Genomic DNA, 12,482 nt, shown 5'->3' with positions numbered 1-12,482 from the left:
TCAGTTCGGGCGAACGCTTTTCAGAGTCGACGCGGAGTCGTGTGGCTCAGGTCTCGAGTGCCCATCCGTTGTGGCACAGCGCACAGATGTGTTGTGAACCCACCCATCCCATGTCAATGCTGAGTTAGCCAACGGATAACCAGCGTCGATGAATTCCTCTGCGCAGGCGATTTCGCTTGCTGATCCGGTGACCGCAGATTGTGTCGGGGGCGGTTCCCTCCCCGGTCCTGGTGAGCGCGCAGTTATGCCGTGCTCACTTTTTCGAAAAGGAGAGAAGTGACAACGAAATTCAGATCGATGGCCCTCGCGACGGCGGCCATCGCGTCGGTGGTCGTCGGTGCCGCGGGCACCGCGTCGGCGGCACCCACCGCGGTGCTCGGCGGCAGCTCCGGCATCGCGTTCGACAACGACTCGGTGTGTTCGCTGACCGCGATCGGTCACGACGGCGCGGGCAGGCTCGTCGGCATCACCGCGGGCCACTGCGCGCCCACCGGCGCCAGGCTGATCTCCGAGCGCACGCCGGCGGCCGGCGTGCTCGGCACCGTCGCGTTCTCCGATGACGGCAAGGGCTTGGACTACGCCGTGCTGGAACTGGATCCGGCGAAGGTCACCCCGGTGCGCACCGTCGGCCCGACCACCATCGCGGGCGTCGCCGACGCGCCGGGCCCCGGCGCCACCGTGTGCTCCAGCGGCCGCACCACCGGCACCGACTGTGGCGTGGTGTGGGGTGAGCTGGAAGGCACCAGCATCAACCAATACTGCTCGAAGCCAGGCGATTCCGGCGGTCCGGTCGTCGTCGGCGACCGGCTGGTCGGCATGAACCAGGGACGGCTGACCGGGCTCGGCCCGGTCGGCTTCGACGTGCCGTGCACCAACGCGGCCAACCCCGTGCACTCGCCGGCCTTCTTCCAGCCGATCGTGGTGATCCTCGCCGCGATCAACGCCCAGGGCGGCGTCGGGGCCGGATTCCAGCCCATCTAGTCCGAGGAATTCGCCGCGGCCGCCAGCTCGCGCAGCGCGGCCGCGGTGAATTCGTCCAGGGGGTAGAACAATTCGATCGCCAGCTCGGACAGCGTGACATCGGCGGGTGCGCCGAAGGTCGCCATCGTGCTGAACATCGACATCTCGCCCATCGGCGTCCGGATCCGGATCGGCACCTCGAACGGACCCGGTTGCGCCGCAGCGACTTTCGGCTTGTCCGGCGGATCGGGCAGTTCCGGATACCGGCTCACCTCGTCGTACAACGCCGTCAGCTGCGGGTCGCCGCTCGCGCTCACCTGCCTGGCGAGCCGCTCCAAGAACAACTCGCGGACCTGGCCCCGGTTGGCCAGTCGCGCGGCCAGCCCATCCGGATGCAGCACCAGGCGATACACATTCGGCTGCGGCAGCAGCAGATGTTCCGGTACGCCGTGCATCAGCACACCCATCGCGGCATTGCCGGTCACCACATTCCACAGTCGATCGACGACGACCGCCGGATACGGCTCGTGCGCGGTCAGCATCGTCCGCAGCGCGGTCCGTACCGAGGCCAGGCTCGCGTCATCGAGGCTGCTTTCCCGATAGGCCGGCGCGTAGTCGGCGGCCAGCAGCAGGGTGTTGCGGTCGCGCAGCGGCACTTCCAGCGCCTCGCTCAGTCGCAGCACCATGGCCCGGCTCGGTTTGGCCCGCCCGGTCTCCAGGTACGACAGATGCCGAGCTGAGGTGTCCGCCAGCAGCGCCAGGTCGAGCTGGCTGAGCCTGCGCCGCTGCCGCCATTCGCGCAGCAGCCCGCCGACCAGCGATCGCGTTTCCACGTGAGGTTGTGCCACCTGAGCAGGCTAATCACCGGCCGCGCCGAGCGGCCATGACCTCCGAGGTTATTGAGACGCGCACCTCACGTCGACAGGGTGGGGTCTGGGAGCCGACCGGCCCCGCCGTCTCGACCAACAGGAGCTGGACATGAGCACGACTGTCCAATCGACGCTGAGCACCGACTTCTTGCGCACCGCACTGCGAGTGGACGGCTGGAGCACCGGCTCCTTCGGAGTCGTCATGCTGGCCGGTGCAGTGGTCCTGCGCGACCCGCTCGGCTTACCCACTGCTTGGTCGATTCCGTTCGGCGTCGCGATGCTCGGTGGCGCGCTCGCGCTGCTGCTCATCGCGGGTTCGCCCGAGATCCTGTTCCATCAGGCGTGCGGCGTCGTCGCGGTGAACGCGCTGTCGGCGCTCGGCATGGTGGTGCTCACCGTGTCCGGCCTGCTCGAGCTGACCGCCCTCGGCGTCGCGTTCATGTTCATCGGCGCGACGGTGGTCGCGGTCTTCGCCGCAGTCGAGTTCGTCGGCCTGCGCCGGTCCGGATACTGACCGGCTAGCGAGGCGCCAGGTGCCGGAGTTGCGGGCGAACGCACATCGTCGTTTTGCTCGGTCCAGCGCCAAAAGTATTTGCGCAGGTAGTTGCCCGGCCAGTAGAAAAGGCGGGTGGGCTTATCGACGATCGACATCCGGCTGTTGACCGCCGACGAATGGGAAGTGTTTCGGCGGATTCGATTGCGTACATTGACCGACAGTCCGCAGTTCTTCGGGTCGACGCTGGCGGAAGCGCAGGCCCGTACCGAGGCGGATTGGCGGGTGGCGCTGGGGAATCGGGCGCAGTTCGTCGCCAGCGCCGAGGGGGCTGAGCTCGGTACGGTTGCCGGTATGCCCGACCCTGAACGTGGTGGTGTGCACCTGATTTCGATGTGGGTGGCGCCTGAGGCGCGGGGGACCGGCGTTGCGGATCTGCTCGTGCGCACCGTCCTCGACTGGGCCGGCGCGGGTGGGCACACCGCGGTGTGGTTGGAGTTCGCCGAGGGGAACGCGGTGGCCGAACGGCTGTACCTGCGAAACGGATTCGTGCGAACCGGGATGAGTGGTCTCGTCAGGCCGGACGAATCCCGAGTGGAATTCGAGATGGTGCGCAAGCTGTAGTTCGTCGAGTTTGCCCGCGCGGTCCCCGGGTATTCGCTCCCCGATCGGGAGGTGACGGGCATGCCGAAGCAGGCCGCGGCGCGGCGCGTACAGCGGCTGGTGGACTGGTCGAGCGGGCCGTCGGTGCTGCGCTGGCGGTCGTGGTGGGGTGTGCTGCGGCGGACCGTGACGGAGTTCCTCGATGACAACCTCTCGGATTGGGCTGCGGCACTTACTTATTACAGCGTGCTGTCGATCTTTCCCGGCCTCATCGTGCTCACCGCGATCTTGGGGGCGCTCGGCCCGTCCGCCACGCAGTCGCTGATCGACACCATTCGAGAGATCGGACCCGGCAGCGGCACCGCGTTGCTCATCGACTCGATCAACCAGCTGCAAGGGGCCCGGCAATTGTCGGGGCCGTTGGCGATCATCGGTCTCGCCACGGCCTTGTGGACCGCTTCGGGATACACCGCGGCCTTCATGCGGGCCGCCAACACGATTTATGACACCAAAGAGGGCCGGCCGATCTGGCACACCGTTCCGGTGCGCATCGGCTTGACCGCGGCGATCGTGGCGTTGCTTGCGTTGTGCGCCATCGGGGTAGTGGCCACCGGTACGGTCGCCGAGCGGCTCGGGCGGTGGCTCGGCGTCGGGTCGGCGGGTGTGCTGGTGTGGGACATCGCGAAATGGCCGGTGCTCGCGGTGCTGGTCAGTCTGCTGTTCGCGCTGCTGTACTGGGCTGCGCCGAATGCGCAGCAGCCCGGTTTCCGCTGGCTCAGTCCGGGCAGTGTGCTCGCCGTGCTGTTGTGGATCGCCGCTTCGGCCGGATTCGCCGTCTACGTCGCCAATTTCGGTTCGTACAACAAGGTTTACGGATCGCTCGGCGGCGTCGCGGTCTTTCTGGTGTGGCTGTGGATCTCCAATGTCGCGGTGCTGCTCGGCGCGGAATTCGATGCCGAACTCGCCCGCGGTCGGCGCATCGAACAGGGGTTGCCGCCCGACGAGGAACCCTTCCTACCGCCACGCGACACTCGCGCGATGTCCGACGAAGACGCCGAAAAGCACAGTGACGCCGAAGAACACGTGACGGCAGCGGACAGGAGGAAATGATGAGCCGAGCAGAACGCCCGGAACACGACAGATTCAACGAGGTAGCCGACGCGGCCCGCGAAAAGGCGGCCGAAGCTGAGCATCTCGCGGCGGAGAAGACCGCGGAAATGCGCCGGATCGCCGAGGAGAAGGCCGCCGAAGTGGCGCGACGGGCGGAAGCGAAGGCCGCGGAAGAATCACGTAATGCGGCGGCCGCGACCGCCGAGGAGCAGCGGATAGCCGAGGAAAAGACCACGGCGGCACGGGAAAAGGCGGCCGAGGCGATCCGGCAGGCCGCCGACCTGACCGATCAGGCGACCGAGCAGGCTCGTGTCGCCGCCGAACGCGTGGCACCCGCTGTATCCGAACCCGTTGCGGGACAATTCCACTCGCTCGCCGACGCGGCACGTCACCGGCCGGTGCCTGCCGCGGCCCTCGTCGCGCTGAGCGTTTTCGTCCTCTGGCGGGTGTTACGCCGTCGCTGAGAGTGCGTGCGGCCCCGATCCTTGGCTCGATAGTTTCCGTCAACGGCCGCGATCAGCGTGTGCCCCGCCGATTTCGAGCTCGACCCGCCGCAGTCATGCGGCCGCGGACCTGCTCGGGTTCGGATCGGACCATTGACCGCGGTCTCGGCGGGTGGCGCGGCCCTACCGGCATCCGTTCAACAGCAGTCGAATGGTGAGGCGCGAATCGTATTGTGCGTCCACCATTTCCGCGCCTGCGCAGATGTCGCCGATCGCTCGGAGCAATTGGTAGGCGGTGAATTCGGCGGTGATCTCGCCCGCGTTGCGTGCGGCGGTGAGGAGGTCGTCGAGCACCGGCACGAGGCGGTCGACGAACAGTGCGTGCAGGGTGCTGAAGGCCTCGGCGTCGTTGCGCATCGTCGCGGCGAGGCCGTGCTTGGTGGCGAGGAAGTCGGCGAACAGATCCACCCATTTGCCGAGCGCGGTGAACGGTGACGACGTTGTCGCGAGCAGGGCGGGCCCGGCTTCGGCGCAGGCATCGACCTGGTGGCGGAAGACGGCTACGACGAGGTCCGCGCGGGTGGGGAAGTGGCGGTAGATCGTGCCCATGCCGACGCCCGCCGCGGTGGCGATCCGGCGTACGGGCGCGTCCACGCCGTCGGTGACGAAAACCGACGCGGCGGCATCGAGCAGGGCCTTCTCGTTGCGTTGGGCGTCCGCGCGCTTCGTCGGCAGTGGCTCGTCGCGTGCACTCACGCGGCACTCCCTTCCTGCCGGTCACGGCTTGTCCGGCAAACCTGCCGCATATTCGGAGCGGCGTTCCGATTCGGAGTCTATCCGGTGTTCGAACTATCCGAACACGCTCCGGTGCATTCCGCTGTGAACGCGGCGCCGATCGCGACTGATTCCGCTGCCGTCCGGCGGGCTTGCGCAGGGCATACGATACGAGCGTGCAGAGCCACGAGGTCAGCTGGCAGCTCGGACCGACCACCGTGTACGGGACGCTGGTGCGGCCCGACGGACCCGGCCCATTCCCCGGTGTGGTCTTCGTGGCCGGTAGCGGTCCCACCGACCGCGACTGGACTTCACCCCTCCTTCCCGGAACGAACGGAAGCGGCCGACTGCTGGCGGAGGCCCTCGCGCAGGCGGGAATCGCCTCGTTGCGCTACGACAAGCGCGCGTCGGGACCCCATGTGCGAGAGACCATTCCGCTGCTGATCGGCAAGCTGAGCATGCAGAGCCACCTCGACGAGCTCATCGGGGCCGTGCGCATCCTCGCGGCCGAGGACTACATCCGCGGCGATCGGATTTTCGGACTCGGCAACAGTGAGGGGACGTTGCACGTACTCAACTACGCGCTGTCCGATCCGGAAATCCCGTTCGCCGGGCTGGTTCTCACCGGTGCTCCGGGTCGAGCCGTTGGTGACGTCGCCCGGTCGCAGTTGGCCGAGCAGGCGGCGGCCATCCCGCACGGCGCGGAGCTGCTCGACCTGTACGACGCGTCGATCACGCGGTTTCTGGCGGGGGAGTCGTGTGCCCCGGATCCTGCTCTCCCAGAAGACGTTACGAACATCCTGCGCTCCCTGGAAACCCCGGCCAACCTGCCCTTCGCTCGCGAGTTGTGGACAGCGGATGCCGCAGCCTCGCTCGGCCGAGTCGGCGTGCCTGTTCTGGTCGTCATCGGCAAGAAGGACATCCAGGTCGACTGGCAGGCCGACGGCGGGCCGCTGCAGAGCGCGGCGGCGGGACGCGAGAACGTGACATTCCTGTTCCCCGAGGACGCGAATCATGTGCTCAAACACGAGCCGCGACCACGTTCGGGACTGGCCCAGGCCCAGGTCGTGGCGGGCTACAACGCCGATGACGCCCGCCTGGATCCCGACACCGTTGCCGCTATCGTGGCCTGGCTGCAAGCCCGCCTATAGCTTGCCTGCGTAGCGGATAGCTCGAGTCGATGTGGTCGGTTTCGCTCTGCTACCGTGAAACTTTGCTAGATAATTGCTGGATTCGTAGTGATGGAAGAGCACAGATCGATCCACTGCAGATCCGCACGAGGATGGGAGTCATGATGCGAGGCATGCTGAAGTTTGCGGCAGTATCGACCCTTCCGATGGTCGCGTTCGTCATATCCGCTGGTCCAGCAGTCGCGGTGGAACCGGTGAAGTTCGAACCCGCACACATCGACGGCGGACCGGGGTGCGTGGGGACGGTCTCCGCCGAGGTCTCGGCCAGCCAGGGGCAGCAAGCCCGCGAGTTCGCGGATTTCATCGACAGCACGGCACGGGTGACGGTGAGTTTCACGCCCGATGCGAGCAGTAGTCCGTTCGGTTCGTTGTCCGCCGCGCCCGCCGGCCCGAACAACTGCGCCATCTCCACGACGGTCACGATGCGCAACCTGAATACCGGCGCGAGCATGACCGATACCCGTACCACCCAGTACGACAGTCACTACGGGTGGAACTCCGCCTTCTTCACGCTCGACGGTTCCGGCCCGGTCGCTGTCCAGGTGAGCACGAACCCCGCCCCGGCCGAGCTGACCATCGACGTACCAGCTCCCTTCTGACGTAGGAACCTGTCCCGCCACTTTCCGAGTCTCGGTGCGAGACTCGGAAATTGGCATGACAGTGCGCAGATCGGCGGGCTAGCTTCGCCGGGTGAATCGCCAATGGATCCTCGTCGAACGACCGGCAGAACTGGTCGACGACAGCAACTTCGAGCTTCGGAGCAGCGCCGTTCCGACACTGGGTCCGGGCGAGGCGCTCGTCAGGGTGGTCTGGCTGGCTTTCGATCCGACGCAGCGGGGTTGGCTCAACGACGGTCCGAACTACCTGGATCCCGTGCCGCTGGGTGCGGTGATGCGAGCCGGTGGCGTCGGGCAGGTGGTGGCCTCCCACAGCGCCGATTACGCAGTGGGAGACTGGGTTTGCGGGATGGTCGGGTGGCAGGACTACGCGATCGCCTCGGGGCAGGGCTTGCTCGGGCTGAATGTCGTTCCGCCGGGCGTTGATCCGAAGGCGATGCTCAGCGTCTTCGGGGCGACCGGGCTGACCGCCTACTTCGGCATGATCGATATCGGCAGGCCGGTGGCGGGGGAGACCGTGCTGGTGTCCGGAGCCGCCGGTGCGACCGGATCCATCGCGGGCCAGATCGCGAAAGCATTGGGGTGCAGGGTGATCGGGATCGCGGGCGGCACGGCCAAGTGTGCCTGGGTCACCGAGGTCGCCCGGTTCGACGCGTGCATCGACTACAAGGCCGACGACGTCGAGGCGCGGCTGTGCGGATTGGCTCCCGACGGCATCGACGTGTTCTTCGACAACGTCGGCGGTGCCGTCCTCGACGCCGGGCTGGCGAATATCGCCGAGCGGGCCCGAATCGTCGTCTGCGGCGGCATCTCTTCCGGTTACACGGCGGGCGACCCGCCTCCCGGACCGCGCAACTATATGCAGCTCGGACTGAAGCGGGCACGCATGGAAGGGTTCATCTTTCTCGACTACGTCGATCGATTTCCGGAGGCGTTCGGTCGATTACACGAATGGATGTCCCAGGGCCACATCGTGTATGCCGAAGACATCCAGGAAGGTTTCGAACTTGCGCCCGCCACGCTGCGTGGCCTGTTCGAGGGACGCAACCTCGGCAAGCAACTGCTCCGTATTGCACCCGAGCCCCTGCCGTAGCCCAGGTTGAACATCGCGTCAGCGGGCGTGTCAGGTCAGCGTCAGGTCGGTGTCAGCCGGGCTGGCGACAGTGTTCCCATGAACAGCGCAGCGACCAACTCGACCAACTCGACCTGGACCGGCATGGTGCCCGTCGAAGACACCGCACTGTCGGTGACCGACACCCGTGGCTCCGGCGTGCCGGTCGTCTACCTCAACGGCTCCTACGCCGATCGGCGGCCGTGGCGGCATGTCATCGCCGAGCTCGGTAATGACTACCGGCACATCAGCTTCGACGAGCGGGCCCGCGGCAAGTCGAAGCGGTCGGCGGACTATTCGTTCGAGGCGTGTCTGCGAGACATCGATGCCATCCTCGAGGCGACCGGCGCCGACCGGCCGATCCTGGTCGGCTGGTCCTACGGCGCATTGCTCGCGGCGCACTGGGCCGAGCGCAATCCCGACCGCGTGCTCGGCGTGGTGTGTGTGGACGGCGCGCTGCCCTACGGCTTGACCGGCGAGGAAGGTCGTGAGCGGATCCGAAAGTTGTTCCACAAGATGCGTTTTCTGCTGCCGCTGGCCCGACCGCTCGGCCTGGCCGCACGAATGAGCGCCGAGCAGCACGCCGACATCAACATCGAGGCCAATGAACTCCATGCCGCTCTCGCGCCGGTCCTCGACCAGGTGACCTGCCCGATGCGCTACGTCCTGGCGACCGGCGCCAATCTCGGTGGCGGCCAAGAGGAAATGGAGGCGGTGCGCGCCTCGCTCGATCCCGTCCTCGCTGGCAACCCCAACCTCCAGGTCAGCGCGAAGGTGCCGAGCAACCACTCGCACATCCTGCGCAAGGACTTCCGCGCCGTCGCCGCCGCCGTCCGCGAGACTGCGGCAGCCTATGACCAGCAGGATTCGCCCAGCCGATGAGCCACGGGTGCGCGATCGGCCGGTCATCGCGGGGTGGCCGATCCGGTCAGCACCCGAATCTGCCCGGCGATGAGTTTCGTTCTCGCCACACGTCATTACTGTCGCACCGAACCTGCTAGCAAAGGAGATAGGGCTGTGGCGATCAAGCGGATGGACAATGTTCTCATCGTTGTCGAGGACATCGACGCTGTTATTGCGTTCTTCGTCGAGCTCGGGATGGAGCTGGAGAACAAGGGGCCGGTCGAGGGGCGCTGGGTGGAACGGGTGATCGGGGTCGACGATGTCCGGCAGGACGTCGCGATGCTGCGGATTCCGGGCGCCCCGGGTGCGGTCGAGTTGGCGCAGTTCCACACGCCGCAGGCGATCCGCGCGGAACCGAAGAACGCACCGGCGAACACGCTGGGCATTCGCCGCATCATGTTCGCCGTCGACGACATCGACGACGTCGTTGCCCGCCTGCGCGCCCACGGTGCCGAACTCGTCGGCGAGATCGAAGACTACGAGCAGATCTTCCGGCTCTGCTACGTCCGTGGGCCCGAGGGCATCGTCGTCGGACTGGCCGAGGAGATCGGCTGACGGGGCTGCTGACTCACCCGTCGGCGAGGCGTTGGATGGTGGCGCTGAGCCAGGCCTCGAGATCCGCGGGGTCGCCGAGTTCGGCACGCAGGACTCGGCGGCGGGTCGAGACGCCGAGTACGAAGGCGTCGATCGCGGCGGCTCGGCTGCGGGCCTCCGCGTCGTCCAGGCCGCTGTCGCGTAGATAGCGGTGCAGCGGCTCCAGCGAGTTGCTGTCGAGGAAGACGGCCAGCGCCTCGGCCGCCTCCGGGCGTTCGCCGGACGCGCGTTGCAGCACGAGTAGCGGATCCTGCCCGGATGCGCCGAACCAGCGCTGTACGATGCTCGCCGCGAGGCGCGAACCCAGCGTGGAACGGTCGCCGTCGAACGAGTTCGAGACCGGGATCTCCACCTGGGTTGCCGCCAGGAAAAGGCCGTCCTTGCCGCCGAAATAGCGCGTGATGAGGTTCGGTGACACGCCAGCCGCGTCGGCCACACCCTTGACCGTGATCGCCGTGTACCCGTGCTTTGCGAACTGGTGTTGCGCGTGCTCCAGGATCCGCTGCCGGGTGGCTGCCGCGTTGCGCAAAGTCATGTGTACGAGCATACACATATATGTGTACGCTGATACACATGATGGACGAGATGCGGGAACGGCTCGAGCGGACGCGGCGCGTCACGACCCCGTGGAGTGATGACGGAACGCGCGGCATCCGTGGCACCCGTCTCGACGAACTGCTCGAACGCTGGGCGAACGGGTACGACTGGGGCGTGCACGAGCATCGCATCGGCGAGTTCCCTTGGGTGACAGTGCAGGCGGGCGAAACCGAGCTGCGGGTGATCCATCAGCGTTCCACGAATCCCGACGCCCCGGTTGTCGTGCTGCTGCACGGTTGGCCGGACTCGGTATTGCGGTTCGAGCGCGTCCTGCCTTTGCTCACGGACATGCACGTGGTGGTTCCCGCGCTGCCAGGCTTCCCGTTCGCGGCCCCGCTCACCGGTCCCGGTATGTCGGTCAACCGGATCGCGGGGATCGCCGCGGACGCGCTGGCTGAGCTCGGCTACTCGCGATACACGCTGTCCGGTGGCGACGTGGGCGGCACCGTCGCGGAAATCCTCGCGGGCGAACACCCGGACCGGGTGGCTGCCCTGCACCTCACGAACATTGCCCCGCTGCGTGCGCTGACTGCGGACCGGTCGAAGCTCGCGCCGGACGCGGTGGCCTACCTCGACCGGTCGGCGCAGTGGTTCCGGACCGAGGGCGGCTACATCGCGGAACAATCGACGCGACCGAACACACTCGCTGTCGCCCTGGGCGATTCACCCGCCGGCCTCGCGGCGTGGATCATCGAGAAGTTGGAGTCCTGGTCCGACGAATCGGCTTTCACTACCGACGAGCTGCTCACCTGGGTCACCGCCTACTGGGTCACCGGCACGATCGGCACCTCCTTCGCCACCTATGCCGAACCGGCCACCCTCCCTGACCGAATCGCCACGCCGACAGTGCTTTCCGTGTTCCCGCGCGACATCAAACCGGAGCCGCGAAGCTATGCCGAAGCGTTCCTGAACATCTGCGACTATGTGGAACACCGGGCTGGTGGCCATTTTGCAGCCTGGGAACAGCCCGAGGCCTACGCCGACGACGTACGCCGCGCGGTCGAGCTGGGCGGCTGCTGATATCGCGATCCGGGTCGACTTGAGTCTCCATCAGGGGGAGGCAGCAAGCTGGGGACATGGACGACGAGACGCTCTTCACCATCGGAGCACTTGCTGAGCGGACCGGTTTGACGGTCAAGACGATTCGGTTCTACTCCGACAAGGGGATCGTCCCGCCGACCAGCCACAGCCCGGCCGGCTATCGCCTGTACGACATCGACGCGCTGGCACGTCTGGAACTGGTCCGGACATTACGCGAACTGGATATCGATCTGCCGACGGTGCGGCGCGTGCTCGCCCGCGAAACCTCGCTGGCCGAGGTGGCCGCGGCACACGCGGCCGCGCTGGCGGCACAGATCCGGGTGCTGCGTTTGCGGCGCGCGGTGCTACAGGCGGTCGCGAATCGGGAATCGAAACCACAGGAGATGGACCTGATGCACAAACTGGTGAACCTGACCCAGACCGAACGGCACCGCTACATCCACGATTTCATCGATGACACCTTCGGCGGCGTCGACGCCAATCCGGCCATGGTGGAGCTGCTGCGCTCGAGCATGCCCGACCTGCCCGAGGAGCCCGCCGCCGACCAGGTCGAGGCGTGGATGGAACTCGTGCAGCTGGTGCAGGACAACGACTTTCGGGCCGCGGTGCGGCGGATGGCCGAATATCAGGAGCAGCAACGAGCCGACGGGGACAGTACCGGCTTGCATCATGACTTGACCGAGACCGTGCGCGCGGAAGTCGGCCGAGCGCTGGGCGCAGGCGTAGCACCGGATGCTGTCGAAGCGGCGGCTGTTGTCGACACGTTGACCGCGCGCTATGCCGAAACCTTCGGCAAGCCTGATGATGCCGATCTGCGACGTTGGGTGGCCGAGCGATTAGCGGTCGCCAACGACGTTCGGGTGACGCGGTATTGGCAGTTGGTGGCGACTATCAACGGCTGGCCGCCGATGGCGGACTTGGAACCGGTCTTCACCTGGTTCGGTCAAGCCCTACGCAGTCACCCTGCCAAGTAACGACGTTGCCGGGCCCCGTGCGGGCCGTCGGGGTATGAGCGACTTCGCCGCAGCAGGTCTCATCCGCTGATCAAGCGGATGCCCGACGCTTGCCCAATGGTGGCCGCGATAGTCGGTGCGGGTCAGCGCTGTACACGCACCGACTCCGGCGACAATCGGCCGCCGAAAGCTTAGCGGCGATGCGATCATTCAGCCTGATAGCA

General features: G+C 66.8%; 15 protein-coding genes. 12 read left to right on the top strand and 3 right to left on the bottom strand.

From position 1 onward, the window contains the following. The first annotated feature begins 276 nt into the window (after positions 1 to 276). Positions 277 to 981, top strand: a complete 705-nt coding sequence (locus ABZ942_RS15275; protein WP_357382223.1) for a S1 family peptidase — start codon at positions 277 to 279, stop codon at positions 979 to 981. Here ABZ942_RS15275 and ABZ942_RS15270 read toward each other — a convergent pair. Further along, positions 978 to 1,808 carry a helix-turn-helix transcriptional regulator gene (locus ABZ942_RS15270; RefSeq protein ID WP_357382222.1) on the bottom strand — a complete coding sequence of 277 codons (831 nt, stop codon included), beginning with the start codon at positions 1,806 to 1,808 and terminating at the stop codon, positions 978 to 980. The genes ABZ942_RS15275 and ABZ942_RS15270 overlap by 4 nt on opposite strands. A 130-nt stretch (positions 1,809 to 1,938) precedes the next feature. Between ABZ942_RS15270 and ABZ942_RS15265 the strand changes: the two genes are divergently transcribed. From ABZ942_RS15265 to ABZ942_RS15250, 4 genes are all read left to right on the top strand, one after another. Then, entirely contained in the window at positions 1,939 to 2,343 is a 405-nt protein-coding gene (locus tag ABZ942_RS15265; RefSeq protein ID WP_357382220.1) for a hypothetical protein, read from the top strand. Positions 2,344 to 2,457: 114 nt separating this feature from the next. Next, entirely contained in the window at positions 2,458 to 2,946 is a 489-nt protein-coding gene (locus tag ABZ942_RS15260) for a GNAT family N-acetyltransferase (RefSeq protein WP_357382218.1), read from the top strand. A 60-nt stretch (positions 2,947 to 3,006) separates the two neighbouring features. After that, complete coding sequence (locus ABZ942_RS15255) at positions 3,007 to 4,035, top strand: YihY/virulence factor BrkB family protein (protein WP_357382216.1); 1,029 nt, start codon at positions 3,007 to 3,009, stop codon at positions 4,033 to 4,035. Next, entirely contained in the window at positions 4,035 to 4,499 is a 465-nt protein-coding gene (locus ABZ942_RS15250) for a hypothetical protein (protein ID WP_357382214.1), read from the top strand. Before ABZ942_RS15255 ends, ABZ942_RS15250 begins: the two co-directional genes overlap by 1 nt. Positions 4,500 to 4,661: 162 nt before the next feature. On the opposite strand, the gene ABZ942_RS15245 is transcribed toward ABZ942_RS15250, so the two are convergent. Beyond that, positions 4,662 to 5,234 (bottom strand): helix-turn-helix domain-containing protein, encoded by a 573-nt coding sequence (locus tag ABZ942_RS15245; protein WP_357382212.1) that lies wholly within the window; start codon positions 5,232 to 5,234, stop codon positions 4,662 to 4,664. A 194-nt stretch (positions 5,235 to 5,428) separates the two neighbouring features. Here ABZ942_RS15245 and ABZ942_RS15240 point away from each other — a divergent pair, with 194 nt between their 5' ends. The 5 genes from ABZ942_RS15240 (at position 5,429) to ABZ942_RS15220 (ending at position 9,628) form a co-directional block, all read left to right on the top strand. After that, positions 5,429 to 6,403, top strand: a complete 975-nt coding sequence (locus ABZ942_RS15240) for a hypothetical protein (protein WP_357382210.1) — start codon at positions 5,429 to 5,431, stop codon at positions 6,401 to 6,403. Between the two features lie 152 nt (positions 6,404 to 6,555). Continuing rightward, the gene (locus ABZ942_RS15235) at positions 6,556 to 7,041 is read left to right on the top strand and encodes a hypothetical protein (protein ID WP_357382208.1); all 486 of its coding nucleotides are present in this window, start codon (positions 6,556 to 6,558) and stop codon (positions 7,039 to 7,041) included. A gap of 91 nt (positions 7,042 to 7,132) precedes the next feature. Continuing rightward, positions 7,133 to 8,152, top strand: a complete 1,020-nt coding sequence (locus tag ABZ942_RS15230; RefSeq protein ID WP_357382206.1) for an NADP-dependent oxidoreductase — start codon at positions 7,133 to 7,135, stop codon at positions 8,150 to 8,152. Positions 8,153 to 8,230: 78 nt separating this feature from the next. Next, positions 8,231 to 9,052 carry an alpha/beta fold hydrolase gene (locus tag ABZ942_RS15225; protein ID WP_357382204.1) on the top strand — a complete coding sequence of 274 codons (822 nt, stop codon included), beginning with the start codon at positions 8,231 to 8,233 and terminating at the stop codon, positions 9,050 to 9,052. Between the two features lie 135 nt (positions 9,053 to 9,187). Beyond that, positions 9,188 to 9,628, top strand: a complete 441-nt coding sequence (locus ABZ942_RS15220; protein ID WP_357382202.1) for a VOC family protein — start codon at positions 9,188 to 9,190, stop codon at positions 9,626 to 9,628. Positions 9,629 to 9,641: 13 nt separating this feature from the next. On the opposite strand, the gene ABZ942_RS15215 is transcribed toward ABZ942_RS15220, so the two are convergent. Next, positions 9,642 to 10,202, bottom strand: a complete 561-nt coding sequence (locus ABZ942_RS15215) for a TetR/AcrR family transcriptional regulator (protein ID WP_357382200.1) — start codon at positions 10,200 to 10,202, stop codon at positions 9,642 to 9,644. A 38-nt stretch (positions 10,203 to 10,240) separates the two neighbouring features. Here ABZ942_RS15215 and ABZ942_RS15210 point away from each other — a divergent pair, with 38 nt between their 5' ends. Both ABZ942_RS15210 and ABZ942_RS15205 read left to right on the top strand, forming a co-directional pair. Beyond that, the gene (locus ABZ942_RS15210) at positions 10,241 to 11,284 is read left to right on the top strand and encodes an epoxide hydrolase family protein (RefSeq protein WP_357382198.1); all 1,044 of its coding nucleotides are present in this window, start codon (positions 10,241 to 10,243) and stop codon (positions 11,282 to 11,284) included. Between the two features lie 56 nt (positions 11,285 to 11,340). After that, positions 11,341 to 12,279, top strand: a complete 939-nt coding sequence (locus ABZ942_RS15205; protein WP_357382196.1) for a MerR family transcriptional regulator — start codon at positions 11,341 to 11,343, stop codon at positions 12,277 to 12,279. Positions 12,280 to 12,482: the final 203 nt, after the last annotated feature.

Origin of the sequence: Nocardia sp. NPDC046473 (genome assembly GCF_040645995.1) — a bacterium.
In the GTDB taxonomy this organism is placed as follows: Bacteria; Actinomycetota; Actinomycetes; order Mycobacteriales; family Mycobacteriaceae; genus Nocardia.
This window is presented reverse-complemented; position numbering and strand designations above follow the sequence as displayed.